This window comes from Candidatus Dadabacteria bacterium, from assembly GCA_026705445.1.
Taxonomy (GTDB): Bacteria; Desulfobacterota_D; UBA1144; order Nemesobacterales; family Nemesobacteraceae; genus Nemesobacter.
Window position 1 is genome coordinate 1 of the sequence record JAPPAR010000019.1, and the last position, 26,270, is coordinate 26,270.

At 52.7% G+C, this 26,270-nt stretch carries 19 protein-coding genes and 1 pseudogene; 7 read left to right on the plus strand and 13 right to left on the minus strand.

Annotated elements, in window-relative coordinates; all coding sequences use genetic code 11:
* Positions 1-175 precede the first annotated feature (175 nt).
* From metG to cofG, 8 genes are all read right to left on the minus strand, one after another.
* Positions 176-1,714, minus strand: a complete 1,539-nt coding sequence (metG, locus tag OXG75_03815; protein ID MCY3625110.1) for a methionine--tRNA ligase — start codon at positions 1,712-1,714, stop codon at positions 176-178.
* 88 nt (positions 1,715-1,802) lie between these two features.
* Complete coding sequence (locus tag OXG75_03820) at positions 1,803-3,419, minus strand: BCCT family transporter (protein ID MCY3625111.1); 1,617 nt, start codon at positions 3,417-3,419, stop codon at positions 1,803-1,805.
* A 60-nt stretch (positions 3,420-3,479) separates the two neighbouring features.
* Positions 3,480-5,012 (minus strand): BCCT family transporter, encoded by a 1,533-nt coding sequence (locus OXG75_03825; protein MCY3625112.1) that lies wholly within the window; start codon positions 5,010-5,012, stop codon positions 3,480-3,482.
* Between the two features lie 18 nt (positions 5,013-5,030).
* Positions 5,031-6,368 (minus strand): hypothetical protein, encoded by a 1,338-nt coding sequence (locus OXG75_03830; protein MCY3625113.1) that lies wholly within the window; start codon positions 6,366-6,368, stop codon positions 5,031-5,033.
* A 250-nt stretch (positions 6,369-6,618) separates the two neighbouring features.
* Positions 6,619-7,614: a DNA polymerase III subunit delta' gene (gene holB / locus OXG75_03835; protein ID MCY3625114.1), complete on the minus strand. Its 996-nt coding sequence runs from the start codon at positions 7,612-7,614 to the stop codon at positions 6,619-6,621.
* A gap of 50 nt (positions 7,615-7,664) precedes the next feature.
* Positions 7,665-10,514 carry an FAD-binding protein gene (locus OXG75_03840; protein ID MCY3625115.1) on the minus strand — a complete coding sequence of 950 codons (2,850 nt, stop codon included), beginning with the start codon at positions 10,512-10,514 and terminating at the stop codon, positions 7,665-7,667.
* Between the two features lie 61 nt (positions 10,515-10,575).
* Positions 10,576-11,775 carry a 5-amino-6-(D-ribitylamino)uracil--L-tyrosine 4-hydroxyphenyl transferase CofH gene (cofH, locus tag OXG75_03845; protein ID MCY3625116.1) on the minus strand — a complete coding sequence of 400 codons (1,200 nt, stop codon included), beginning with the start codon at positions 11,773-11,775 and terminating at the stop codon, positions 10,576-10,578.
* Positions 11,776-11,778: 3 nt separating this feature from the next.
* Positions 11,779-13,038 (minus strand): 7,8-didemethyl-8-hydroxy-5-deazariboflavin synthase CofG, encoded by a 1,260-nt coding sequence (gene cofG / locus OXG75_03850; GenBank protein ID MCY3625117.1) that lies wholly within the window; start codon positions 13,036-13,038, stop codon positions 11,779-11,781.
* Positions 13,039-13,343: 305 nt separating this feature from the next.
* On the opposite strand from cofG, the gene OXG75_03855 reads away from it, so the two are divergent.
* On the plus strand, positions 13,344-14,162 hold the full coding sequence (locus tag OXG75_03855; protein ID MCY3625118.1) for a spondin domain-containing protein: 819 nt from the start codon (positions 13,344-13,346) through the stop codon (positions 14,160-14,162).
* A 459-nt stretch (positions 14,163-14,621) separates the two neighbouring features.
* Here OXG75_03855 and OXG75_03860 read toward each other — a convergent pair whose 3' ends face one another.
* From OXG75_03860 to OXG75_03870, 3 genes are all read right to left on the minus strand, one after another.
* Positions 14,622-15,446 carry an autotransporter outer membrane beta-barrel domain-containing protein gene (locus tag OXG75_03860; protein ID MCY3625119.1) on the minus strand — a complete coding sequence of 275 codons (825 nt, stop codon included), beginning with the start codon at positions 15,444-15,446 and terminating at the stop codon, positions 14,622-14,624.
* A gap of 3 nt (positions 15,447-15,449) precedes the next feature.
* Positions 15,450-15,887 carry a hypothetical protein gene (locus OXG75_03865; GenBank protein MCY3625120.1) on the minus strand — a complete coding sequence of 146 codons (438 nt, stop codon included), beginning with the start codon at positions 15,885-15,887 and terminating at the stop codon, positions 15,450-15,452.
* A gap of 471 nt (positions 15,888-16,358) precedes the next feature.
* A complete protein-coding gene (locus OXG75_03870; protein ID MCY3625121.1) occupies positions 16,359-17,408 on the minus strand; it encodes a hypothetical protein in 1,050 nt (349 codons plus the stop codon).
* A 474-nt stretch (positions 17,409-17,882) separates the two neighbouring features.
* Here OXG75_03870 and OXG75_03875 point away from each other — a divergent pair, with 474 nt between their 5' ends.
* The 6 genes and pseudogenes from OXG75_03875 to tmk all read left to right on the plus strand — a co-directional run bounded on the left by OXG75_03875 (position 17,883) and on the right by tmk (position 25,427).
* Positions 17,883-19,139, plus strand: a complete 1,257-nt coding sequence (locus OXG75_03875) for a hypothetical protein (GenBank protein ID MCY3625122.1) — start codon at positions 17,883-17,885, stop codon at positions 19,137-19,139.
* 284 nt (positions 19,140-19,423) lie between these two features.
* Positions 19,424-21,301, plus strand: a pseudogene (locus OXG75_03880) (acetate--CoA ligase).
* A 106-nt stretch (positions 21,302-21,407) separates the two neighbouring features.
* Complete coding sequence (locus OXG75_03885) at positions 21,408-22,538, plus strand: ATP-binding protein (protein ID MCY3625123.1); 1,131 nt, start codon at positions 21,408-21,410, stop codon at positions 22,536-22,538.
* A 188-nt stretch (positions 22,539-22,726) separates the two neighbouring features.
* A complete protein-coding gene (locus tag OXG75_03890) occupies positions 22,727-23,884 on the plus strand; it encodes a Fic family protein (protein MCY3625124.1) in 1,158 nt (385 codons plus the stop codon).
* A 182-nt stretch (positions 23,885-24,066) separates the two neighbouring features.
* Positions 24,067-24,822 carry a pseudouridine synthase gene (locus tag OXG75_03895; protein MCY3625125.1) on the plus strand — a complete coding sequence of 252 codons (756 nt, stop codon included), beginning with the start codon at positions 24,067-24,069 and terminating at the stop codon, positions 24,820-24,822.
* Positions 24,819-25,427 carry a dTMP kinase gene (tmk, locus tag OXG75_03900; GenBank protein MCY3625126.1) on the plus strand — a complete coding sequence of 203 codons (609 nt, stop codon included), beginning with the start codon at positions 24,819-24,821 and terminating at the stop codon, positions 25,425-25,427. The genes OXG75_03895 and tmk overlap by 4 nt, the downstream gene beginning before the upstream one ends.
* Here tmk and OXG75_03905 read toward each other — a convergent pair whose 3' ends face one another.
* A complete protein-coding gene (locus OXG75_03905) occupies positions 25,428-25,922 on the minus strand; it encodes a hypothetical protein (GenBank protein ID MCY3625127.1) in 495 nt (164 codons plus the stop codon).
* Positions 25,923-25,951: 29 nt separating this feature from the next.
* Positions 25,952-26,161, minus strand: a complete 210-nt coding sequence (locus tag OXG75_03910) for a hypothetical protein (GenBank protein ID MCY3625128.1) — start codon at positions 26,159-26,161, stop codon at positions 25,952-25,954.
* Positions 26,162-26,270: the final 109 nt, after the last annotated feature.

The window sequence follows — 26,270 nt, forward strand, 5'->3', positions numbered from 1 at the left end:
AATGGGGAATTGTCCTCAATCTTGAGCCGCAAACTAATTTTTAGAAGTGCCCTTAATCATATTTCCTGGCGTTTTGCAATTAGGAATGTTGGGTATGGAACAAATTTCGCGAATAAGGAAAGCCGATCGGCTCCTTGCAGCCGGGAGCTGAGATTTTAGAGGCGGACAAAGAAGTTTATTCTTTTTTCTCCGCTATTTTCGAGAAGAGGTTTTCTCCCTTTTTTATTGCCGTTCCGGGTTTCGTGCCCCCCCAGTCCGCATCTTCTGTGTCGACTTCGGGAGGGAGACCGATTTTCCTTCGGATCTCGTGGGCGGTCTCCGGCAGAAACGGGTAGACGAGAAGGGAAATCACTCTGATGCTCTCGGCAAGCGTCCAGAGCACCGTCCCGAGTCGTTTGCTCTGTTCTTCTTGTTTCGCGAGTTTCCAGGGCGCCGTATTATCGACGTACCTGTTTACGAGCGCTATGAACTCCCATATGCGGGAAAGAGCCCTGTTAAAGGCGAGTTCTTCGAGATCCGAGCGGACCTGGAGGACTGTTTCGCGATAGGAATCCTCTATTTCCTTCTCGCTTTCCGATAGCTCGGAGGGCTCAGGAACGACACCCCCAAGGTATCTCTCTATCATCCCGAGAGAGCGGCTCACAAGATTCCCGAGTCCATTTACGAGCTCCCCGTTAACGCGGCTTACAAGCGATTTCCTCGAGTAGTCCCCGTCCTGTCCGAAAGGTATTTCGCGAAGCAGAAAGTAGCGGAATATCTCGGAACCGAACTCCTCCACTACCTCGTAAGGGTCAACCACGTTTCCAAGCGATTTCGACATCTTCTCTCCTTCCACGGTCCACCATCCGTGTGCGAAGACTGTTTTCGGAAGAGGGAGTCCCGCAGACATCAAAAACGCGGGCCAGTATACAGCGTGGAACCTGAGTATGTCTTTTCCCACGAGGTGAATGTCCGCGGGCCAGAACTTCTCAAAATCCCCGGTCTTTTCAGGGAAACCCAGTGACGTCAGGTAATTTGTGAGGGCGTCGAACCAGACGTATACCACGTGTCCTTCTGAGTCGGGGACCGGGATTCCCCATGAGAAATTCGTTCTGCTTACGCTCAGGTCCCTGAGACCTCCCTCGACGAAGCTCACGACCTCGTTTCTTCTGTAATCAGGTTTTATGAACTCGGGATGTTCCCTGTAATGCTGAAGAAGAGGCTCTTGGTAGCGAGAGAGCCTGAAGAAGTAGCTCTGCTCCTTTATTTTTTCGATGTGAGGGCGGCTTTCTTCGGGAAGCTTCATTATTTCTTCAAGCTGGGTTTCGGTTATGAAAGCTTCGTTTCTTACGTCGTACCACCCCTCGTACTCGTCAAGGTATATGTCACCGTTTTTCTGCACCAGACTCCATATCTCGGAAACCGCCTCGTGGTGGCGCGGTTCCGTGGTTCTTATGAAATCAGTGTTCGAGATGCCCAGAACTTTCCATAGGTCCTGAAACTTCACTACCACCCTGTCGGCAAGCCCTATGGGAGTCTCTTCATTTGTCTGGGCGGTCTGTTCTATTTTTCTCCCGTGCTCGTCCGTTCCCGTAAGAAAGTAGACTTCATGTCCCGAGGCGGCCTTGTGTCTTGCGATCGTATCGGCCGCTATGGTCGTGTAGGCGTGGCCGATGTGTGGCACATCATTTACATAGTAAATAGGTGTTGTTACGTAGAACGGCTTTTTCCCCATGTGTTTTCAATTCCTTAGAAGGAGAGTCAGTATTGCGATTAATAAAACATAACCAAACAGTATTTCAATTATATTTGTACGAAACTCCTTAACCGACGTCTTTGCGGGATGGCTGTCTCGGATGATGTGGGTGGTGCAACTCGCGGCGAAGTCCTGTCCAGATACCGAAAAGCATCACGACGAACAAAACGGCGAGCGGAAGACTTACAACGATAACTGCGGCCTGAAATGACCCCAATCCGCCTGCGAGTATCAGCACGGCGGGGATCAATCCCCCTATAAAGCACCAGAACTCGCGTTGGCGCACGGGCGTATTCAGCTTGCCCCCGGCTGTTATGGAATCAACGGCCAGAGACCCGGAATCAAGCGAGACGACGAGAAAAGAAAACAACATGACGATGCTCACAAGACTGAACACATGTGTCAGCGGAAACGTCTCCAGCAGTTTGAACAAAGCGAGTCCATGAAGCCCCACCGCGACCGTTTCTGTCACCCCGGTGTAACCGTCGATCAGAAACTGGTGAACAGCCGTGCCTCCGAAGGCGTTCATCCAGAGCACGCAGAAAATGGTCGGCAGTATGAGCACGAAAAACAGAAACTCGCGCACGGTTCTGCCTCTGGAGATGCGGGCGATGAACATTCCGACAAACGGTGCGTAGCAGAACCACCAAGCCCAGTAAAAGATGGTCCATTCGTGCAGAAAATCCATGTCCTCGCGTCCTGTCCAGATGCTGAGGGACGCTATGCTCATGATATAAGTGGCGGTTGAGTCCAGGCAGTGGCGGAGGATGTCAAGCGTCGGTCCGGCTGCAATGATGAACAGCATCAGCGACACCGCGAGGATTATGTTGATTCGGCTCAGGCGACCGATTCCGGTATTTATCCCGGTCAGTAGAGCCGCCATCGCCGTCAGCGCCACCAAGGCGATCAGCACCACCTTGGAGAGATCGGTCGGGGGAATCGAGAACAGGTAATCAATTCCACCGGTTATCAGCTCGGCTCCGAGACCGATCGAGACTGCAATCCCGAACAGGGTGGAGAATACCGCCAGCGCTTCGATCAGGTGCCCGCTCCAGCCCCATACGCGGTTGCCTAAAACGGGATAGAACACCGAACGCAGGGAAAACGGCATGCCCATGTTGTAGGAGAAAAGAGCCATTGACAGGCCCACGACGGCGAATATCGCCCATCCGTGGAGCCCCCAGTGAAAAATAGCCCCCGCCATGCCCGCTGCAAAAGCGGTTTTGGTGTCGGAAGGGTCGATGCCGAGCGGAGGATTCTGAAAATGGTGTACCGGTTCAATCACTCCGAAAAACAGGAATCCTGCGCTTACCGACGTCGAAAAGATCATGGCAAACCAGCTTGCATACGAGTAGTCCGGTTTCGCATCCCGTCCGCCCAGACGTACCTTGGCGAGCGGTGAGACGATCAGCAGCAGGCAGAAAACCAGTATGACGTTGGCTACGCTCATGAACAGCCAGTGGAATTGCGTGACGACCCAGTGACGGGCGTTTGCGAAGAGCTCGGCCGTTTCTTCCTGAAAGATTGTCCCGGCGGCAACGAAGATGACGATCACAAGCGCGGAAACGAGGAATGCCCGGACGTGGAGGTCAAGCCCGAATATCCTTACATTGTCCCGCCCGCGCCGGTAAGAGCGTCCTTTGTAGATGCTAGATGCCCGTAGCGGTTTTTTTTCTCGCTTCATTTGACGGAAACCGATGCTGAACTACCGCATTTGTGTTGAAAACCTTATTTCTTGTTCCTGTTAGCGGGTCTCGTCTCTGAGTCCCTTCCATATACTAACCGTCATCAGGATGAGCAGGATAGAAAACGGAAGTCCGGCTGTGATTGAAGCCGCCTGCAGTGATTTCAGCCCTCCACCGAGAAGCAGGGCGATGGCGACTGCGCCTTCCAAGGTGCACCAGAACACGCGCTGGCCCGTGGGAGGTTCAAGCTTTCCGCCAGCCGACGTGATGTCGATGACAAGCGAACCGGAATCCGATGACGTAACGAAGAAGATTATAAGAAGAACGACGCTGACAAATGAAGCCAGTTGTGCCATTGGCAGCAGTTCAAGCATTTTGAACAGCGCAAGTTCCGGTTTCCACTCCGTGATTATCTGGGACACGCCTGTGTAGCCGTCAAAGAGCAGCTGGTGGATGGCCGTGCCGCCGAAAACACTCATCCACAGCAGAGAGCACAGTGCTGGCAGGAAAAGGACGCAGATAATAAATTCACGGACGGTCCGCCCCCTTGAGATACGGGCGATGAACATTCCGACAAACGGCGTCCATGAAATCCACCAGGCCCAGTAAAAAGTTGTCCAGCCATGCAGAAAATCCGTATCCTCTCTCCCTATCCAGCTGCTAAGAGATATGACCTTGGCGAAATAATCCGCAAATCCCACAAAGAAGCTGTTAAATATATACTGCGTCGGTCCCGCTATGAGAACGAACAGCAGCAGAAGCAGGGCAAGAGCGATATTGAACTGGCTCAGGCGTTTAATGCCCACATCCAGTCCGCTCAGCACCGAAATAGTGGCAAGGGAAGTGGTTGCGATTACAAACACCACTTGGGCCATTTCGGTTGCCGGAATTCCGAACAGATAGTTAAGGCCTGCCACGGCCTGTTTCGCGCCAAGGCCGAGTGATGTGGCGAGACCGAACAATGTGGCGAATATGGCGAGCGTATCTATAAGATGTCCGCTCCAGCCCCATACGCGTTCGCTGAGAAGGGGGTGGAATGCAGAACGGATCGTGAGAGGCAGTCCCCTGTTGTAGCAGAAAAAAGCGAGGCCAAGGCCTGCGGTCGCGTAAAATGCCCACGCGGAGAGTCCCCAGTGGAAGGTTGCTGCGGATATGCTGATGGCTTGAGCCGCCTTGGTATCGGAAGGATCGATTCCCAAGGGGGGATTCTGGAAATAGTAGACCGGTTCCAGTACGCCGTAGAACAGCAGACCGATGGCGACCCCCGCCGTAAATATCATGGAGAACCAAGTGACTCTAGAGTATCGGGGAACCGCGTCTGAACCGCCGAGGCGCACTTTGCCGAGCGGGGATAAAATCAGAAAGAGGCAAAACAGCGCGCATATGTTGCAGGCGCTCATGAAAAGCCAGTCAAACTGGGTGGTAATCCATATGCGAAGAGTCCCCAGCACTTCCGTCGCTTTTTCTTGGAAAATCAGAGCCCCGACTATGAAAGCGAGCGTGACGATCCCCGAGGTCACAAATACCGGGACGTTTATATCAAGACCGAATATCTGAAGGTTGTCTTGCCCTGCCTGGTGACCGTGTTCCACTTTATGTCTCCTCGATCTTTATTCGTAAAGAGTGAAATAGTAGCCCACGTTAATGTTAAAGCGCTTGTGCCACCTGTTGTTTCCGCTGGCGCCGAAATCGTTTACCCCGTCGTAGATATTGTCGTATTCGTCTCCTTCCGCGCCGACGAAGAAATTACCGTCGCTGAGCCCGAAATCGGTGTAGATATATAGAGAACCCCAGTACCAGAGAGCGCCGAAAGTCCAGAGGGAGCTGTTGTTGAAATTTTCTGTTGTCTTGAGGATGGAACTCCACTCGATATAGGGCGTGACGCCGTCAAGCCACGCTATATCTGAACCCTCAAGGCCGTTGTACCTGAGGGAAACAGCCGGCAGCCATGCCTCTGACGCCACGGGCCATGCGAAGTTAAAGGCCCCCATGGGAATAAGGTCGCCGGTTCCCCAGGGAGTCTTGTCCGTAATGTCGTATCTGTAATAGGACAGCTGGGAGTGAAGAGAGAAATCCCGAAGCGGGGTCACCGCGTGAGCTGAGACCGCAAGGTGGTCGGCGCCTGAGTCATCCACATTCGTTCCTTCAAGCCTTCCGTACTGAAACGACATCCCGATATCCCCGATGCTCTCGCTCGCGTAGATAATGCGCAGGTTTACCTGATGTTCTTCCTCAAAACCGTTTTCTCCGAAATCGGTGACGTTCCCGTCCGAGTCGGCTCCGCTGCTCCACTTTACGGGGTCGTAACTGTATCGGGCACTGTCGCGGCTGCTTCCGTCCCAGTGTCCTTCGTCCTGAAGATAGTAGGCAAGGTCGACCGTAAGGTCGCCGAAGGCCTTCGTCCATCTTGCTCCCAGGTCCATGTCGTCCGCAAGCCCGACGTAGTAGTGCTGATCAAAGAACCAGCTGTTCGAAACGCCCCATGGGCCCGGTCCGAAAGGAACGCGTACAATACCTGCCTTGAAGGTGCCGTAAGCGTCCGAGGCGTATCCGAGCCATGCAGTGTGCATCATGCTATAGTCATCGTAGTACCGGTATTCGGCTCTTCCGATAACGCCGTTGTAGTCAAGGTCGACATTTAGGCGCAGCAGTTCGAAATCCGAGTCTCCGATGTTCTCGCCCCTGCGCCCTGAGTAATCGCCGTAGGCATGGTTGACGCGCATCGCTCCGCCGATTCTGATCGGACTTTTCTCAGGTTCTTCCGGCTCTTGGGGCGCTGGCGCTACCCGGGATTCCGACTCCGCGAGTTTTTTCCGGGTTATTTCCAGTTCCCGCTCCAGATATTCGATACGTTGCCTCAAGACTTCGTTTTCATCGGTGGCCTCGTCGGCAAACGCCGGAGGAGCGGAGAACAGAAAAATTATCATGACTAGGATCAGATTACGCATATATCATCCTACCTCTCGTGCTAAGTTTTTGGCCACATTCGTTGTGTAAAATCCATATCGTATCATACAGCACTGCGAAAAATCCGCTTAAAATATAAAAACAGCGAATCAGTCGGGAATGCCTGGCCTGAGAAATACCGCCACTCCTGGTAAAAAATACTGTTATTGCGGTTATCAGGAACGGTTGCCGGGCAAATCCGTTTTCAGGACGCTAAGACCGGGTTAAGAAGCCCCGGGCGAATTGATATTGCTACCGGGAGAGCCTCAGGAGAAGATTCTCGAGAGAAACCTCGACGTTTGCATTATTCTCCGAGATCCGCGCCATGGTTTCTTCAAGAGTGGCGAATTTGCCCAGAAGTTCAGATACGTTCCTCTTTCCCGAATATTCGCTTAGCTGCTCAATGAGGTCGGTGTTTACTATTTCTTCCTTTTTCCCGGAGGTTTTAAGAACCACTGAATCCCGAAGCCATGTCGAGAGAACGTCAAAGACCGTCTTCAATTCCTGCGGCCCTCCGCCCTTTATGTCTTTCTGTATTCTCTCCACGGAATCAAAGAGGGTGATAGGCTTTTGGGGGTCAACGGCCATCAGGCAGTCTACGTATTCAGTCCTTTTGCGAAGGTAATCCTCATCGGTACCAAGAGCCCTTGAGATGCTGCCTCCCGATATTTTCGAGACAAGCTCCAGGTCATTCTGGCTAGATTTCTCCTTTTCCAGAAATTCTCTTACCTGCTCTGCCTCAAGGGGCTGAAAGACCACCGACTGGCATCTTGACCTTATAGTCGGCATGAGCAGGTCCGCAAGCGTCGTTATGAGGATTATGACGGAGTTCGGCGGCGGCTCTTCAAGGGTTTTCAGGAATGCGTTCTGGGCGTTAAAGTTCATTCTCTGCGCGCCGTCGATTATGAAGACCTTGTAAGGGTTCTCATAGGGTGCCAGGTGAATCAGACGCTCTATGTCCTGTCTTACATGATCCACTTTTATCGTCTTCTCGCCCGGGTATCCGAACATTAAAACGTCGGGGTTAAAGCCTTTTTCGGTTTTCGCGCACGAGGTGCATTCGCAGTCAAGGTTCTCCGCCCCGCCCTCGGCGCAGTTTATGAGTTTTGCGAAACCGATCGCGACCAGTTTTTTCCCCACACCCTCGGGTCCTGAGAAAAGGTATGCATGCGAGATCCGGTTTTTGCGGACTGAATTGCGAAGAAACTCCTTCTGGGGTTCGTGTCCTATGATTTGCGGAAATCCCATGGTTTCTATCTTACCGGCAAGAACGGGTCTCTTCTATGACAGGGATGTGGTTATTTTACATCTTCAGCCGATATGCATTCTTCGAGAAGCAGGGCTACGTGAACCGGAACTGCCTCGGTGAAATGGGAGACCTGCTCGAGACATGATATGCCCGTTACGCAGACCCTTTCCGATTTTCCCGAGTTCCTTATTTTCGGGAAAAGACCGCACTCTCCCATGGCTTTTGATATCTCGTAGTGCTCTTTTTCGTAACCGAAGCTTCCCGCCATGCCGCAGCACCCGGCGTCGCTTGACCTAGCATCGTATCCCAGATCGTTAAGGAGCGACAGGGTTTTTTCGAAATCGCCAGCCGATCTTTCGTGGCAGTGTCCGTGAACGAGTATCCTCCCGTTTCTTTGCTTCCCGGGACCCGGGAAGTTACCACCTTGCGCGCAGACAAATTCGCAGACCGAGTGTATGTTTGGAAGGAGCACGTCAAGGGATTCGTTATCTGGAAGGAGATCGGCGTATTCATCCCGAAACGCGGAGAGGCAGCTGGGTTCTGAAAAGACCACCGGGATATCCCTTCTGACGTAATCTGAGAGAACCTTTACGTTGTGAACAGCATTTTCCCTGGCTTTCTCCACCATGCCGGTACTCAGCATCGGTCGCCCGCAGCATTTTCTCTGTTTCTCCAAAATCACTTGGAACCCTAGGCTTTCAAGCACCCCGGTGACAGATTTTCCTATCTCGGGGTAGAAAAACTCAGACCACGTGTCGTGGAAATAAACCACCTGTTTTCCGTTCCGGGGATTTCTCTTCCTTTTGCGGAACCACCTGCTGAAAGTGTCTTCGGCAATCTGGGGGAGTGATCTTCTTCGGGAAATTCCCGCGAGCGAAAGCAGCCCTCGGGAAAAAGAACTCTCAAGTGCCCGGTTTAAAAAGCGGGGAAGGGTGCTACGCACGGAACTTATCTCGTGCACTCGGGCAAAAAGGCTGTCTCTTGCCGTAAACCCTGTTTTGTTCTTGTAGAGAGCCAGGAACTCGGTTTTCATCTTGCCGACGTCAACCCCGGAAGGACATTCGGTACGGCACGCCTTGCATCCCACGCAAAGATCGAAAACGTCGTAGAATCCTTTCTCGTAGATCGTGTCTGCGTCCATATGGCCCAGCAGAAGTTCCCGGAGCAGGTTGGCGCGCGCTCTTGTGGTATCGCCTTCGTCAAGGGTCGCCCTGTAGGAAGGACACATTATCCCGTCGGCGGTCTTTCTGCAGACCCCCTGGCCGTTGCACATCGCGGCCGCCGCTGCGAGACCTCCCTCCCGGGACCAGTCGAGAAAGGTGTTAATGCTTTCCTCAGACTTTCTTGCCCTCAGATTTGAGGAAGAATCGGCCCCGCGGACGACTTTTCCCGGATTGAGCACTCCCCGCGGGTCAAATATCTCCTTTAGTTTTTTCATTACTGAGTAAAGATCCTCTCCGAAGAGTCTTTCGTTAAGATAGCTTCTCTGGAGACCGTCTCCGTGCTCTCCGCTCATTACCCCCGAGTAGCGAAGGACAAGCTCGAGGGTGCGCTCCGAAAGGGCTGTCATGTCGGATACTCCCTTTTGCTCCCGAAGGTCGAGAAGGGGCCTTATGTGCAGGCATCCGGTGCTTGCGTGGCCGTAGAAAGCGGCTTTGAGGCCGAACTCGTCAAGAAGCGAGGTCACGTCCCTCGTGTAGCGGGTCAGATTCTCCGCGGGAACCGAGACGTCTTCTATGCAAGGCACAGGTTTCCGGCTACCCCTGTCGCTCATCAGGATTCCGAGCCCTGCCTTTCTTACGTCCCAGATTTTTTTCTGCTCCTCGCTCCCCAGTACGGCAAAAGCGGAATCAAGGGACTTCACAAGGTTCTTCGCCCTCTCCCCGGTCTGTCTTTCGTCGTCTCCCTGGAATTCGACCACCAGAATGGACCCCGGGGTTCCGTCAATGAAGGAGAGGGAATGGGAAAATCCTTTTTTTCTTCTCGCAAGACCTATCAGGGTTCCGTCAATAAGTTCTATCGCCGAGGGGTTGTGGGAGAGGATTTCCAAGACTGAGTCCATTGCCTCCGGGATTTCACGAAACGGGATGACGCAAAGCGCGCTTGAGAGAGGTTTTTCAACGAGGTTAAGCTCAAAATCGGTTGAGACCGCGAGGGTGCCTTCCGAGGAGGCAAGAAGTTTCGCGGGATTAAACTCTTCGTCCAGAAAATAGTTGAGCGAGTACCCTGAAGCTCTTCTCCAGTGTTTTGGAAAGTCTGTTTTTACAAGCTCTCCGCTTTCCTTTATAAGCGCGGCGAGTTTTTCGAAAAGGCTCTCCGCAATGCCGGGTCCTCCACCGCGTCTTTTGTAATTTTCCCCGGAAAGCTCTAGAGAAGACCCGTCTGCGAGCACGACATTTGAGGAAATCACGTGATCGCCCGCCATTCCGTAAAGTATGGAGTGAGCTCCCGTGGCGTTGTTCGCGACGGCCCCCCCTACGGTGGCAACGCTTGCGCTTGAGGGATCCGGTCCGAACATGAGGCCGAGGGGCGAGAGGTTCCTGTTAAGGTTGTCGATCGAGATTCCGGGCTCCACCCTGACTTTCCTCCCTCCGGCATCCACGTCGATCACCCTGTTCATGTACTTTGACAGGTCAAGGATTATTCCTTCGCCTACCGCCTGTCCGGCAAGGCTTGTCCCGGCCCCGCGTACCGTGACCGGTATGTCTCGGGCGGAGGCCTCGGAGACGGTGATCTCTATGTCCCGGGGGGTTTTCGGGATTACGACCGCTTCGGGGAGAATTCTGTAGTTGCTTGCGTCCGTGCTGTAGATGGCCCGGTCAACGAGGCTTTTTCTTATCTCGCCCCGGATCTGTGTGGCAAGCGTCCTGCTCAGATCTTCGATTTTTGATTTCTCCATGGAAACCAGTGTCGGCCGGGGTGTTTCGGGACAAAAGATTTGCGCACGGGAGAGAAGGTCTTCAGGCCCCGCCGTTTTCAAACGTTCTTAGTATCCCGTAGGTCGTGTCGCGTTCGGCCGGGATTCTGCCTATTTCTCTGGTGAGTTTTCTGAACTCCTCGGGCGGGAAGTACTGTCCGTAACTTGCGCCGGCGAAACGGGATATCTGCTCTTCCATGAGCGTTCCCCCGAAATCGTTTGCCCCGGCGGTGAGAGAGAACTGGGCGAACTCGGGTCCCTGCTTTACCCAAGAAACCTGTATGTTGTTTATCCATCCCCGAAGCATCATACGGGAGACCGCATACATTTTCATCTGGTCAAGATCGGTCGGGCCCTTTTTTACCTTTCCCTTGGAGTGAATAAATAGCCTCGTGTTCCAGGGAATGAAGCGAAGCGGCACGAATTCCGTGAACCCTCCAGTCTCTTTCTGTATGTCCCTCAGGATTCCGAGGTGTATGGCCCAATGATGTCGCTTGTCTAGGTGACCGTACATTATGGTCGAAGTGGTCCTCATTCCCTCCTTGTGGGCTTTTTTAACCACCCTTATCCATACCTCGGTTGGTATCTTCCTGGGAGCGATTACCTTTCTTACTTCTTCAACCAGGACCTCGGCCGCGGTGCCGGGGAAGGTGTTGTGACCAACATCCTTGAGTTTTCTTATGAAATCCTCTTCCTCTATGCCGAGAGTCTTTGCGCCGTAGTAGATCTCGTAGGGGGAGAAAGCGTGGGTGTGCATCTCGGGTACGGCTTTTTTTACCGTCTTTATAAGCTCGACGTAGAAATTGCCGTCTATCTCGGGATGCATGCCTCCCTGCATGCATACCTCCGTCGCGCCTATCTCCCAGGCCTCAACGGTTCTCTCCGCGACTTCGTCCATCGAGAGGAAGTAGGCCCTGTCGTCCCCCTCGTCCGCCATAAAATTGCAGAATCCGCAGTAAACGTCGCATATGTTAGTGAAGTTTATGTTCCTGTTAACGACGTAAGTAACCACGTCCCCGACGTCTTGCTTTCTTATCTGGTCGGCCGCCAGAGCCAGGGCGGATATCTCGTCTGTATCCTCTACGCTGAAAAGATGAATTCCGTCTTCAACCGAAATCTCCTTTCCCGAAAGCGCGTCCTCGATTATACGGCCCGTCGTGCCGTTTACACGCGACATCACCCCGTCTACGCCGAGGGGCCTTCTCTGCTCTATGGAGTCTATTATCTTTGCTATATCTTCCATTTTTCAGTTTGCGGGAACGTATCCCCTCTCATCGACGCGCTCCCTTACCTTGCCGAGAACATATGGGTCTATCCACCGCTCGTCTATGTACTCGGGGTAGACGGGAAGTCTCTCCCGAAGTTCGTAGCCCAGAGCGCTTACCTCCCTTTCCATTCTCTCGACCTGCGGCCACGGGGCCTCGGGATTCACATAGTCTATCGTAAGAGGCGACACGCCGCCAAGATCGTTTATTCCGGCCGCGAGGTAGAAAGTGAAGTTCCTGTTGTTAAGGTTGGGAGGTATCTGTATATTCATCTCCCCTCCGAATATGAGCCTCGAGATGGCGACGGTTTTCAGCATCTCAAGAAAATCGGCGGGAGGGTACTCCTCCATCTTTATCCCTTCCTTGGGGTTGAAGTTCTGGATTATTATTTCCTGCAGGTGGCCGTGTCGGCGGGAGAGTTCAAGCAGGGCGTAAAGCGAATCGATTCTCTCCTCAAACGTTTCCCCGATTCCAACCAGTATGCCGCTTGTCCAGGGAATGCTGAGTTCGCCCGCGTGCTCCATTGTCTCCATCCTTAGCTTAGGGACCTTGTCGGCGCAGCCGTGGTGTGCGTTTCCCTTGCGAAGCAGCCTCTCGCTTATATTCTCGAGCATGAGACCCATGCTGGGGTTGCTTTTTCTGAACCCGGAGAGTTCTTCGGGGGTTGAGAGCCCGAGGTTCGTATGGGGGAAGATTCCGTGTTCAAGCCCGGTTTTTCCCATGTCGATCAGGTACTCCGCGGTTGTTTCGTAACCTATTTCCCCGAGAGCGTCGCGGTATACCTTGTATGCGAGTTCCGGCTTGTCTCCCGTAACAAAAAGAAGTTCCGTGCATCCCGCCTGCGCCCCCTTTTTCGCCATCTGAACGACCTCTTCAGGAGTCATGAGCAGCTCTCCGTCTCCCGGCTCTATCTTGAACGTGCAATATCCGCAACGGTCCCTGCAGAGCTGGGTTAGGGGTACGAAAACGTTTTTGGAGTAGGTTATGGTTTTCCCCTTCGAGCGGTTTCTTATTGCCGCCGCTGCCAGAAGAAGAAAAGGGATTTCCTTGGGAAAAAGCTCCGTGAGGTAGAGTGCATCTTCACGCGTGATGTTTTCTTGCTCTATCGTTTTTGATAGTACTTTCTCAAGCTTTGATGAGGGACGAAATTCCGATAAGTCTCTTGCGCCGAATGTTTCAAGCAGCATGGCGCTTTGGCTTGCGTCGAATGTTTTTTCCCAGATTTCAGCTAAAAAGGCCATATAAAGAAACCACCCATTCCGATTCCTGCGCGGAAGTAATTTCAACCCCGCCTCTAAGTATCTTATACGGAGGTCGTTTTTGTCAAGGAATGCAGCGAGGATTGTAGGATTTCTTGAGCAATTCCTGTGCGCCTTATTCGAAAATGTCCCAGATTAATGGTACTATTTTACCTAAAATGGTTAGGTTGAAGTCAGACAGACTGTCAGGCATGTCCGTTCCACCGCGTCGGGACAATATCTGCACACGGGAGTGCACATGTCTACCGCGCTTCTCTCGCATTTTTTGCGGTACTTGGCGGGCAGCAATGGGACTTTTCCTCCTTGTCGTAATCATATCCGGCGCGCAGCCGAGACCGGCCCACGCACAGACAGACTCGGAATCAGTCACCTACACTGTAACGTTTGAAGGCAACTGGAACACCGACAGCACGCCCGGCGGGGTTGTGGGCGGTGCGCATTTCACGACGCTAATCGGCGCGGTACACAACAGCGATGTGACTTTCTGGGCAAAGGGCGAGATTGCCACTGCTGGCGTGGAAGGGGTGGCGGAGCTTGGCAGCACGGGCATGTTTGAGACAGAAATCAGCAATGCCGAAAAAAAAGGAACTGTAAAATCCATCGTCAGGGAAGGTGGCACTTCCGCCACGGGTACAAGTACCCTTGAAGTCGAGTTCAGCCCCACTCATCCCTTGTTTACCCTTCTCTCGATGATCGGTCCCAGCCCGGACTGGTTTGTGGGCGTTTCCGCTTTGTCTTTACTGGATGAATCGGATGACTGGCGAACCTCTCACACGGTAGACCTGTTTCCCTATGACGCCGGAACCGAGAACGGGGAGGAATTTTCACTGAGCAATAGCGCTACCAGTCCACAGGGAGACATCACAAGCCTCAGGGGACAGGGCAAGTTCTCCGACGTGCGCATGGCAAGGTTGAACTTTACTCTCAATAACGTCATTCCGCCGCTGGAAGAAACGGAAACCGGGGAAGTGGATACCGACGGCGGTGGAGGCTGCACTCTTGGAGGAGGTGATAGCGGCAGCGCGTTCGGCCTGTTTCTGGCAACGTTGGCGCTGCTTCTCGCGGTCTTGCTTAGAAGACACTTGGCAGAAGGCAAGATGCATTGAGGTGAGGCGGAAGTGTTGTTGCTGAGAATGGCTTAGGGGAAACGGAACAGGCAGTCCGGTTTTTGTGGTGAATCTTCACAGCGTGATATATAATTAGTGCCTGCCAGAAAACCCCTTTCCCAGTCGATTTTCCGACAAAATTCCAGACGGCATCGGGGTTCCAGTTGCTTCCAAGACCCGAATGCCTCACAACACAACTAAATTATCCACTTTCTCCGATATTCGGACAAACCTCTCCACTTGCCTCCTGCCAAACACCTTCTCCTCCTGCGGTATCACTTCCCCATACAGAATACGCCTGCGGTTTCGATTCCAGTATAATCTCTGACTGCCCATAACGCTGCATATCACAAGCAGATGATCGATATGCTACAGTCCCAGCTCAAACATTTATGAGCGTGTTTGGATGTGTTGCTACAAAGTGCTTGGTGCACTGTCTGTCCACCCTCGGTCCGCGCCCTAGAAATTGATGCCGAATGTGGTCCGTCCAGAATACTGCTGATCGTCCGAACCGAGGCCTGTGGCTGAGAAATCTGCTGTCAGCGAGAAGCGGTTCTGTCGGTAGGTTCCGCCGAGGCCCAGCAGCAGCCGGGTCCCGGCCGACCGTGAAGAGAGCATCTCCCCCGAAACGTCAACGCTGGTCTGCGCTCCTCTGAAGACCCGCTCCACACCCAGAGACCCGCACAGAGAGAGTTCTCCGTTCCCGGCGGGGCGCACCGTCTCGGCAGCCATTCCCGCTCCACCCGTGAGGCGGGACATGTCGTCCAGGGAAACGCGGGTATCCACCGAGTCGGTGAAGGCGTCCACATCAAAGGCCGAGTGCGTCACCCAGGCACGCGGCGTCAGCTTCATTGTCTCGCTCAATTGGATGCGCCTTCCGGCTTCAAGGTCCATAAAGCGGCCGAGCGCATCAACGCCCGCCTTGAGCTGTCCCAGTGTGCTTGATTCGATATCCAGTTCGTAGTTAGTCACCGAGAAGCGCCCCTTCACGTACCAGGCGTTCGTTCCTATTACGGAAGCGCCAAACGTTATTCCAACCCCTTCGGCCTTGATATCTCCGCCGTCAACAGGAGATGTTACATCCGCAGAACCGCGAACGCCGCGCACCGATATCGAGGCTTCGACAATCTCGCCGAGCGGGACATTCAACCCCGCTTCGGCGGAGAAGCGCTCGAAATCGAATTCGGCACCTACGCTCGCGTTCTCGGGCGTGTACGACCCCATTCCTCCCGTGACCCGTGCCCACGCTGGCGAAGCGGGCCATGCGATGCGCTCATCTTCCATCCCCTAGGCGTCAAGCCTGAACAGGAATGCGGGCAGAACCTCATAGATAGCGGCACGAGGAGCATACTCTTCAATGAATACGGGTGGTGATGGCGGACTCGTGGGTTCTTCAAAGTCCATCACCGCAAAATCCCGGTCGGCTATGATACCGGCTGCCGGATCGGTAATGACCCAGGGATCCGTGGTGCGATCGGTCACTTTAACGCCTTCCGCCCTGATTCTGACGTTTCGCGCTCCATTGGGAGCTGCGCGGCCAGTCGTGCCCGTATCGGCATCGTGAAGTTTTACATTATTGACGTAGATCGTCGTCCCGCCGCCGTCGTTGATGATCCAGTCATCCCCGATGACCCCTGCAAGCCGACGGCCAGCGAGGTTCATGTCGACGCGAAGTCTGGGCTTGACGACCTGGATGTTGTTGGGGTTGGGGTTGGGCGGTGGCACATCGCCCGTCGCCAGAATCGCAATGCCGGAGGTCACGCCAACGCTTCCCTTCGGCCCGATGACGACCTTGCCGCCACCCGCGAGAAAGACCCCTGCCGCGTTTGCACCCGAGCCGCCGTACACTCGTTTGTTCACGATTACTGTCTGCTGGCGCAAGCCCTCCGCGTCTAGAGTAGCAGCACCAACCACGGTGCCCTGAGACACATTGCCTACCCGTACACCTTGGGCTCCCGCCCCGCTCGCATCGACCCTGCCGCCCACCGTGACGGTCATGCGACGCACGGGCGCCGTCCCGTAGTGATAGGCTACGATGCCGGCAGCATTGGATCCGGTCGTAGAGATTGTGTGGCTCCCGCCCGTGGCGATGTCAATCTTGCCGCTGCCTTGGTGCAGCCCGTAAATGCCGAAAGAGGCCGTGCCTGTTGTCTTGACTGAGCCGCCCTGCACATTGATGTCAATGTTGCCGCTGCCCTAGTTCAATCCGTAAACGCCGTTAGATGCTATGCCCGCAGTTTCGATCGAACTGTCCTGCACTTTGATGGCCAGGTCGCCCGTGTTGGCTGGGTTTTGGACCACCCCGAAGATACCATGGGCCGATGTACGACCGTTGGTCCCGACTTGCGTGCTTTTGGTGTTGACGGTAGTGCCCCGGATATTCAGGTCAACACTGCCATTTTGCTGCTGCCATCCCAAAATACCGTAGGCTTGTCTGCCCTCTGTCACGACCGAGGCATCCAGAAGAATGTCCATCTCGACATCGCCGGTACCCGGGTGCTGTCCGACAATGCTGTGAGAAACTGTGCCCGCCGTCTCGAACAAACCGCCCAGCACGTCGATGTCAATATTGCCAGTGCCCTCTGGTCTACTAATCCAACCCCAGATGCCGTGGGCCGTTGTACGGCCATCACTGTCCACCGCCGTACTTCTGGTTTCGATTTTGGTGTTGCGGACATTGATTTGAATATGGCCAGATTTAAAGTGCCGTCCAAAAATGCTGGCGGATCTCTGGCCCTGTGCCACGATTGAACTGTCGCGCACAGTTGTCCTGAATATGCCATCGCCTTGGAACAGTCCGTTAACGCCGTCCGCCTGTAGGCCCGTCGTCGTAATTTTCGCTTTATTGACGTTGATCTGGACTAAACCACTGCCTCCTGAACGATGGCCGTAGATGCCATGGGCATTATTGCCGCCGGTCGTTATGGTGCTTAGTTTCACAAGTCCGGGATTCTGGGGGTCCGGGGCGGTTCGGACAACAATCGCGCTGTTCCCAGTGCCTGTGTGACGGCTACGGACTCCGTGAGTGTTGCTGCTGGTTGTCTCGATGGTGACGCCGCGGGCATCGATCTGGAGAAGCGAATCGTCGTTTTCCTCGCACAGTATCCAGTCTCCCACGCCGGGTGTGTCGCTGCATACAGCCGCAGCCCACACGCTGCCCACATTGCCGAGGGCTAAAATGCCCAGCAGAGTCATAGCGCAAAGCCCGACGCCAACCCGCCTCAGCGCACCTACAATTATCTGCATACTCTAACTCTACCGCTTACGACTGAAATACAAAACATTCTGAATACCCTTTGCCTTGATGGGCATGTATCCCCTGCCATTCACCTGAACTGATTTTGTCTTGGGGTGGAATTTTTGGTTTCCACAGAGAATCAGGTGGTTTTAAGGGGTTTTGATGGAAATCCTGGGGTAAAAAGTTTTCTGCCCCTTCTCAAACCCCTTGCCCTGTATGGACATACTCAACTACGCAAGTGCCTCCGGGTTCTTTGGGGTTTGGAGTTGTTTTTTGTGGTTGTGGAATTTTTGAAGGAGGGTAGAAATTCAAGTTGATTGGTGGTACACTATGTACTCATAAGGCTGTTGTCTCCTCGTGCTTTATTATAACACAAACAACGTCTTTTTCTATATCTTACCGTGAGAAATCCGGGTTAGAAGTGCCCTTATGTTTCAATCCAATGTTGTGTTGTTAGCAAGAAAGGAGGTAAAATAATTAAGATGAGATACAGAGTATATGGAATAGCTTTAGGTGTATTTTTTGCCTTGGGATTTGTTCTTTCGTGCGGTGGCGATGAGGAAGAGATGGCTAACCCAATGCCGGCTAATCAGGTCACGAATCCAGCAGATGAAGATCAGATAAAAGGTTTTCTCTCTTACGTATTTGCAGATTTTGAAAAAATTGACAATGATGATGAACTCCCAGATAAGGATACAGATTTGGTATTATTGTATAAGGATTTTAGGGAAAAAGAGGAATACAATAATAGCGAACTTAAAGTGTACACGTTGCTCCTAGTAGGGGAGGAAGTTCTATTAAACCACGCGGAACACCCTAGTTTGCGTTCTTACGATTATAAGAAGGGTCGCAATAGTACTTTGGACAAATTAATCATGGAATCGGACATTGAGGAAACAACTTGCGAACCGTACATGTACAAACAGGAAAACAGAGTTGCCTGCGCTGTCAAGGTAGATTCCTCCCGCGGAGTGTTAACTTTCGTAGCAGGTTTTCATCATGATGATAACAATGCAGGTTTCTTCTCTCTTCCGGAACTTTGTGAAAATATAACGCTTGAAAATCCAGCCGCAACAGTAAAAGACGAAGTCAGCCTTAAAGCCTACGTACAGGATGTTATCAGAGAGACTCAAAAATTAGTCGAGGGTATAGTACTTGGGATAATTCGGGATGAAGGTAAGACTCCCCCGCTTTCACGAGAAGAAGCATTAGCATTGAGAATGAAACTTGGTCAACAGCTTACAGAACAGCTAAATCGTATTGACGCTTGCTTTGGGACAGGAGACTTGAAAAGTGGAGACATATACACCTTCATCATGCGTATGAACAGGGAAGGTACAGTGTTTTTGAACGGGAACGACCCTGGCCTGAACGGCCTTGATCTTACTGTCACGGACCTTAAACTACCAGGGAATGACAAGAAAATATCAACTCTGTTCCGAAATGCGTTAACCTGCGGAAGCGGTGGCGATCCAGAAATAGGAGATTTCGCTACGGTCTACTACCGCTGGGATAAACCCAGTGATCCTGATGATGGTATGCATGATATGACCGTAGAGGGCACTATTCCCGGCACATCAGATAAGATAGGTTACATCGAAGTAGCAGACCTGAACGAAAGTGCGGGCATGAGTGCAGGTGGTGGTTTTCCTCCGTCTATCTTCATCTTCGGTTCTGGAATTTATAAAGACCACCCTGCTAACACACCACCCAGACGCTATGACTGTGCAGGAGAATGAACAGAATGATGATGAATGATTCGCAATCGCCGGATCGGGACATACGCCTCAGAATGCTTTGCTTAAACTATTCCTTACGGCTTCGGTTCTGTTTCCCATTATCTTCCTCAGAAGAAGAGCCTAAATTTTTCTGAAACCGGCGGTTTCTTAACTGCCTGTAAAAACTTATTGAACAATGGCAGCTTAAAGGCTGCCATTGTTTTTTCAGCACTCTTTGACACATGTATACAGTGTGGATAGAGTGTCTCATATGGAAGTTTGCTAACACGGCAAGAAGGAAATCCATGCCAAAACCGAAGAATTTTCCACCCTCAGAAGCCGTTACAGAAGGAGCCCTGATAAACAGGGATGAATACAACTGGATGTATCGTCAGTCAGTCAAGGATCCGGAGGGATTCTGGGGGGCCCACGGCAAGCGGATTGACTGGATCAGGCCTTATACCGAGGTGAAGAACACAAGCTACGGTTCTGGGGAAGTGTCAATCAGATGGTTCTACGACGGAACCCTTAACGTGTCAGCAAACTGCGTTGACCGCCACGCGGAGAAAACTCCTGACAAAATCGCAATCATATGGGAGGGGGACGACCCTGCTGAAGACAGAAAGTTCACTTACGCGGAGCTCAAAAGCGAAGTCTGCCGCATGGCTAACGTCCTTAAGTCTCTCGGTGTCCGCAGGGGCGACAGGGTAACCATATACATGCCGATGATTCCCGAGGTCGCTTTCGCCATGCTCGCGTGCGCGCGCATAGGCGCCATTCATTCGGTAGTGTTCGGAGGCTTTTCGCCGCAGGCGCTTGGAGGGAGGATTTCTGACTGTGAATCGGAGATAGTCATTAGGCGGACGAGGGGCTTCGCGGCGCTCGCAGGGTGCCTCTTAAGGTAAACATGGACAAGGCGCTTGAGGACGGCGCTGTGGACTCGATCGTAAAAAAGGTATTGGTAGTGCGCCGTTGATTGTGCGGCGGAGGAAATGGGCGCTGAGGATCCGCTTTTCATTCTCTACACCTCGGGTTCGACCGGAAAGCCCAAGGGGGTTTTGCACACAACCGGCGGCTATCTTGTTTACGCTTCGATGACCCACCAGTACGTGTTTGATTACCATGAAGGGGAGATCTACTGGTGTACGGCCGATGTCGGCTGGGTAACCGGCCACAGCTACATCGTCTACGGACCGCTTGCAAACGGCGCCACGACCGTGATGTTTGAAGGGGTTCCGGGTTATCCGGACATGTCACGCTTCTGGAGGGTCTGCGACAAGCACAACATCAGTATTTTCTACACGGCCCCCACGGCTATCCGGGCGCTTATGCGCGAGGGAGACGGGCCGGTTAAGGAAACCTCCCGCGCCTCGCTTCGCGTTCTTGGCACCGTGGGAGAACCGATCAATCCCGAAGCCTGGATGTGGTACTACGAAGTTGTCGGCGACGGACGCTGTCCCATAGTGGACACTTGGTGGCAGACCGAGACCGGGGGCGTCCTGATAACCCCGCTTCCCGGTGTAACGGACCTAAAGCCGGGCTCAGCCACACTGCCGTTTTTCGGGATCCGTCCGGAACTGGTTGATTCAGAAGGCAGCGTCTTGGAAGGCACGGCTGAGGGAAATCTCTGCATAGCCGATTAATGGCCGGGACAGGCGCGTACGGTTTACGGAGATCACGACCGTTTCGTCGAAACTTACTTTGCCGCCTATCCGGGCAAGTATTTTACCGGCGACGGCTGCCGTCGCGACGAGGACGGTTATCACTGGATCACTGGGCGTGTCGATGATGTTATAAACGTGTCCGGTCACCGGATGGGCACGGCCGAGGTGGAAAGTGCTTTGGTGTCGCACGGAAGCGTCGCCGAGGCGGCCGTTGTGGGCTATCCGCACGAGATAAAGGGCCAGGGCATCTATGCCTACGTGACACTTAACGCCGATTCCGAGCCTTCAGAAGAGCTTCGAGGCGAGCTGGTTAAGTGGGTGAGAAAGGAAATAGGGCCGATCGCCTCTCCCGACCTTATACAGTGGGCTCCGGGTCTTCCGAAAACCCGCTCGGGCAAAATAATGCGCCGGATCCTGCGCCGCATCGCCGCCAACGATTATGCTGATCTTGGCGATACTTCAACGCTTGCCGACCCATCGGTGATTGACAATCTGATTGATAACCGGATGAACCGCTGAACTGCGTGAGTGGTCCGACCTGCCGGTTTTCAGATTTAGTACCAATCGGAAGGAAATAAAAAAAAACTTTACAAATTCGGAATCATATTCCATAATTGTAAAAAATATGATAAGTCGTACGATAGAAAGCAAGCTTCTAGGTCTGGCCCGTCGGTATCCTGTTATAACGATTACGGGACCTCGCCAGTCAGGAAAAACGACGGTGTCGGTGAAATGTTTTCCGGAGCATCTTTATCTCAGCCTGGAAGACCCCGATATGCGGGAGCACGCTCGGAAAGACCCGAGAGGATTCCTAGCGCAATCGGAAACAACGATTATAGACGAGGTTCAGCATGTTCCCGATCTGGTCTCTTATATTCAGGGAATCGTGGACCGTAGCGGTCAGGCCGGACAGTTCATTCTGACCGGGAGCCATCAGTTCAGTCTGACGGACATGGTTTCCCAGTCGCTTGCCGGAAGGACGGCGCTTGTAAACCTGCTTCCCTTCTCGCTTGAGGAACTGGAGGAAAAGTCCTCATACGAAAATCTGATCTATCGGGGATTCTATCCGGCAATAATTGACAGGAACCTGAACCCTACCGAGGCGCTTTCGTTTTATACCGATACCTATATACAGAGAGACCTGAGGGATATAAGGGAGATTAAGAATTTAAGACAGTTCGAGAGTTTCCTGAGATTGTGCGCCTCGAATGTCGGGCAGATGCTCAACAAGACCCGAATGGCCAATGATATAGGGGTTGACGGCAAAACTGTAGACGCATGGATCTCGGTTCTTGAGGCAAGCTATATCATTTATCTTCTTCCGCCGCACTACAGAAATTTCAGGAAACGGATCGTGAAAACGCCGAAGCTTTACTTCTGCGACGTGGGACTTGCTTCCTATCTGCTTGGGATCAGCACAGTTGAGCACGTGAAATCGCATCCGCTTAAGGGGATGCTTTTTGAAAATCTGGTCGTAATGGAAAAGGTCAAGCGGAAACTTAACAACGTCGAGTCTCCGTCTCTGTATTTCTTCAGGGACAACACGGGCAACGAGGTTGATCTCTTGGAGCAGGATGGCGCTGATGTGGTTTCCTATGAAATAAAAACGACGCAGACCCTCAGCTCCAGTCTGTTCAAGGGGCTTAATTTCTATAAAAAACTGAACCCCGACAACAAGAGATCGGTTCTTATCTATACGGGTCGCGAGAAAACAGACCGGTACGGACACGAATGTTTACCTTTCTGGAATGCTTGAAACCGCATGGTAATCTCTGAATATTGCGGACTTAGAACCGGACAAAACAAATACAGATAAAAGTCTTGAAATGAATCTAACTTCATGGTATCATTTGTCTTATGAGTGATATTGAACCGGACAAAAAACCGGCCATCAAAATGGCCATAGCATGCGGTGCGGAGGATCGTGGCGAGACGGTCAGCCTGATGGAACCGTTTCTTGTAGGCGAAACTTCAAGACACCGCGGAGAACTGACGGACCTGGCTGTTGAGCTGGCGCAGCGTGCGGCGGGTCTTCGCCGCGGCCTGCCGGAGGGCATAGTCAAGTCCCTTTCCGATCTCGTAAGGACGATGAACTGCTACTACAGCAATCTTATCGAAGGACACGACACTCACCTGACGGATATCGGGAGGGCACTCAAAGACGACTACAGCGCCGATACCGAGAAGCGCAACCTTCAGCTTGAAGCCCGGGCCCATATAGCCGTTCAGAAATGGATTGACGAAGAAGTCCTCAAGGGCGGGGCGACCGCAGTTGCCTGTCTGCAGGAAATCCACTGCCAGTTCGGGAAACTGCTTCCCCAGGAACTGCTTCAGGTGGAAAATCCGGATACGGGTGAGATTGTCAGCGTTGTTCCTGGCGAACTCCGTGATTACGATGTCCGAGTGGGTCGCCATGTTCCCGTCAGTCCTGGGGCGGTGCCCCGTTTTATGAAGCGGTTTGAAAGTGTCTACGGAAATCTCGGCAAAACCGACGCTATCCTGGCTTCCGCGGCGGCTCATCACAGACTGCTCTGGATACATCCTTTTCTGGACGGAAACGGACGCGTTGCCCGCCTCATGTCCGACGCCATGTTGTCGGAAGCCCTGGACGCAGTCCGTATATGGTCGGTTTCAAGAGGGCTTGTTCGTAAAGAGAGAGAGTACAAAAACCATCTGATGGCATGTGATGCGGGCCGCCGCAACGACCTTGACGGCCGGGGTTCTCTGAGCGAAGAGGCCTTGGCGGGATTCACACGTTTTTTCCTGACCACCTGCATCGACCAGGTGGATTTCATGAAGGGGCTCATAATGCCGGACCGCCTTCTGAACAGAATCATGCTCTGGACCGAAGAGGAGATCCGTGCAGGCGAACTTCCCCCTCAATCCGGAATCATCATGAGAGATGCCTTTTACCGTGGAGAGCTTCCAAGAGGAGAAGTCACCCGCCTTCTCGGTTCAAGTCCTCGTCACGCCCGTCGCGTCACGTCTGTTCTGTTGAAACGGGGAGTCTTGGTTTCACGGAGCACTCGTGCCCCTTTGAGACTTGCCTTTCCGGCCGAACTTGCTTCCCGTTGGTTGCCAGGGCTGTTTCCGGAAAAATAAGAGAAACGAGCTTCCCATGTCAGGGGACTCGAAGGTTCATAAATCGTGGTCCTTGCCGGCTGCGGTTTGCGAAAAGGCAGCCCGGTATAACCGTGAATGTCCGGCTTTGTGGTGTATATTTAGAGATGCATAGAGAAAACTCGCTTATGGAAGATGAATTTAGAGATTGCCGGTCCAATCGAATGAGACTTAACAGATTTCTTTCCGAGTGCGGAATAACATCAAGAAGAAAAGCGGATAACCTTATAAAGGCGGGACGGATAACTGTAAACGGGAAGGTTTTTCGTACTCTCGGTTCCGTGGTGGATGAGAGTGCCGACATGGTAGTGCTTGACGGAAAACCCGTGCGCAAGGAAAGGAAAAGATACGTGATGCTTAACAAGCCTCCCTTTTACCTCACTTCCCTCAAGTCCATGGAAGATGGAAAGAAGACGATAACGTCCTTCCTGGGAGACATAGAGCAGAGGGTTTACCCCGTCGGCAGGCTTGACTACGACTCTGAGGGGCTTCTGATTCTCACAAACGACGGGGAACTTGCAAACAGAATACATCACCCCAGGTACAAGGTGGTAAAGACTTATCTGGCCGAAGTTTCGGGAGAGGTGCCGGATGATCTCGAAGCGGTACTTGGCGAGGGGACGGAAATTGAGAAACGGTTTACGAAGCCGGATTCAGTGAGTGTTCTTCAAGTGTCCCCTAGACGCACGCGGGTAAGCATTTCATTTCACGAGGGGAGAAAGCACCTTGTGAAAAAATACTTTGAGGCCTTTGGCCTTCGGGTTGCTAGGCTTAAGAGAATTTCGTGTGGTAACGTACGTCTCGGCGAGCTTGGCAAGGGGGAGTGGCGTGACCTGAACCCTGGGGAAATCAAGAACCTCAGGAAGATGACGGGACTTTTGTCTCGAGGTCAGGACAAAACCCCGGGAGGCGCAGTGTGAGCAGATTTATCACATTCGAGGGAATAGACGGAAGCGGCAAATCGACCCAGGCGAGGCTTCTGGCCGATTACCTCTCTGTTAAGGGAAGCAAAGTGTTTTTTACAAAGGAACCGGGCGAGGGCAAGTTCGGCGAGGCGATAAGAAACGAGATTCTCGACCGGAGGGATATCGATATTGAGCCCTATGCCGAACTTTGTCTTTTCTGCGCGGACAGGGCCCAGCACGTAAGGGAGCTCATACTGCCGAAACTGAAAGACGGTTACACGGTCATTTGCGACAGGTACTACGATTCGACCCTTGCTTACCAAGGCTCGGGAAGGGAGCTTGACCCTGACCTGGTTTTCCGCATGGCCGTGGCATCAAGTCTCGATGTTGAGCCCGACGTCACGTTTTTTCTTTCGATACCGGTTGAGCAGGCGCTTTTGAGACTCAAGGACCGCGGTAGAGAAAGAAACAAGATGGACGAGGAACCGTTTGAGTTCCATAACCGAGTGGACGAGGGTTACAGACAGCTGATTGAAAAAAAGATCCCAAGGATCAAGGTAATAGAAGCTTCCGGTTCCCTCGAGGAGACTCAGATGGAGATAAGGCGCTTTTTTGAGTGATCACGCATCTTGGACTGAATCTCTTGTCCTCTCGACAAGCTGCTCCACCCTAGGATACATGTAGATATGCAGGATGATTCCTATTATTGAGAAAGGAATTATGTCTTGGGGGTTTTTGCTTAAAAATGCGAGCACGAATCCAAGCAGCACAACGGTCTCATTTATTCCCCAGGGAACCACATGCGGGAGCAAGATACGGTTTGAGAGTTCCTCTAGCCTTTTCCCCGGCTCCTGGCCTTGAGTTGAGAGAAATTTCTTGCGAAGCGATTTCTCAGAAAGGGTAAACTTGTATATGAGAAGGGAAATTACTCCAAGCACCGCTCCTCCCAGAAGAAATGCTGCCTTTACGTTTTCTCTGACATCCGGCGCCTCGGGCGATTTGAAAACGAAAACCACCGCAGTGTAGGCGAACATGGCAAGCAGCAGGGCGGACCAGACTATTTTCAGGGCGCTCTGGTTCTTTGAGACGGATGAAGCGCGATTTTTCCTGTCCATGGCTCTGGGCGGGGGGTGAGGTTGTGCGCTCAGGATGTGATCTTGGCGAAAATCATGCTCAGGATTATGAGCGCGACGAAGATTCCCATCATGTAAAAAGGCACGCTTGGGTTATATCCCTTTTCTATGTTCGGAACCCTTTTCTGGGACCAGATTATTGGGGCAACTTCGTTTTCATCCGGCGCCTCGGTTTCCTGCTCCGCCATTTCTTCTGTTTCCTGCTCTTCTGTTTCCGCCATTTTAAGGTTTCCTGAGACTGTGCGTACCAAGAAATTATCACGCAATCCTCCCCGAAAATCAAGTTTCCCACAGGCTCCGGCGATCCCTAGGGGCTTCCTTGAAAACCCG

What these genes read in the sequence shown, in the direction of transcription:
- OXG75_03855 (MCY3625118.1), top strand. Translation starts at nt 13,344, where the DNA reads ATGGGACTTTTCCTCCTTGTCGTAATCATATCCGGCGCGCAGCCGAGA.
- OXG75_03820 (MCY3625111.1), bottom strand. Translation starts at nt 3,419, where the DNA reads ATGAAGCGAGAAAAAAAACCGCTACGGGCATCTAGCATCTACAAAGGA.
- OXG75_03830 (MCY3625113.1), bottom strand. Translation starts at nt 6,368, where the DNA reads ATGCGTAATCTGATCCTAGTCATGATAATTTTTCTGTTCTCCGCTCCT.
- OXG75_03890 (MCY3625124.1), top strand. Translation starts at nt 22,727, where the DNA reads ATGGAACCGTTTCTTGTAGGCGAAACTTCAAGACACCGCGGAGAACTG.
- cofG (MCY3625117.1), bottom strand. Translation starts at nt 13,038, where the DNA reads ATGGCCTTTTTAGCTGAAATCTGGGAAAAAACATTCGACGCAAGCCAA.
- OXG75_03860 (MCY3625119.1), bottom strand. Translation starts at nt 15,446, where the DNA reads ATGGAAGATGAGCGCATCGCATGGCCCGCTTCGCCAGCGTGGGCACGG.
- metG (MCY3625110.1), bottom strand. Translation starts at nt 1,714, where the DNA reads ATGGGGAAAAAGCCGTTCTACGTAACAACACCTATTTACTATGTAAAT.
- OXG75_03885 (MCY3625123.1), top strand. Translation starts at nt 21,408, where the DNA reads ATGATAAGTCGTACGATAGAAAGCAAGCTTCTAGGTCTGGCCCGTCGG.
- OXG75_03905 (MCY3625127.1), bottom strand. Translation starts at nt 25,922, where the DNA reads ATGGACAGGAAAAATCGCGCTTCATCCGTCTCAAAGAACCAGAGCGCC.
- OXG75_03870 (MCY3625121.1), bottom strand. Translation starts at nt 17,408, where the DNA reads ATGCAGATAATTGTAGGTGCGCTGAGGCGGGTTGGCGTCGGGCTTTGC.
- cofH (MCY3625116.1), bottom strand. Translation starts at nt 11,775, where the DNA reads ATGGAAGATATAGCAAAGATAATAGACTCCATAGAGCAGAGAAGGCCC.
- OXG75_03895 (MCY3625125.1), top strand. Translation starts at nt 24,067, where the DNA reads ATGAGACTTAACAGATTTCTTTCCGAGTGCGGAATAACATCAAGAAGA.
- holB (MCY3625114.1), bottom strand. Translation starts at nt 7,614, where the DNA reads ATGGGATTTCCGCAAATCATAGGACACGAACCCCAGAAGGAGTTTCTT.
- OXG75_03875 (MCY3625122.1), top strand. Translation starts at nt 17,883, where the DNA reads ATGAGATACAGAGTATATGGAATAGCTTTAGGTGTATTTTTTGCCTTG.
- OXG75_03910 (MCY3625128.1), bottom strand. Translation starts at nt 26,161, where the DNA reads ATGGCGGAAACAGAAGAGCAGGAAACAGAAGAAATGGCGGAGCAGGAA.
- OXG75_03840 (MCY3625115.1), bottom strand. Translation starts at nt 10,514, where the DNA reads ATGGAGAAATCAAAAATCGAAGATCTGAGCAGGACGCTTGCCACACAG.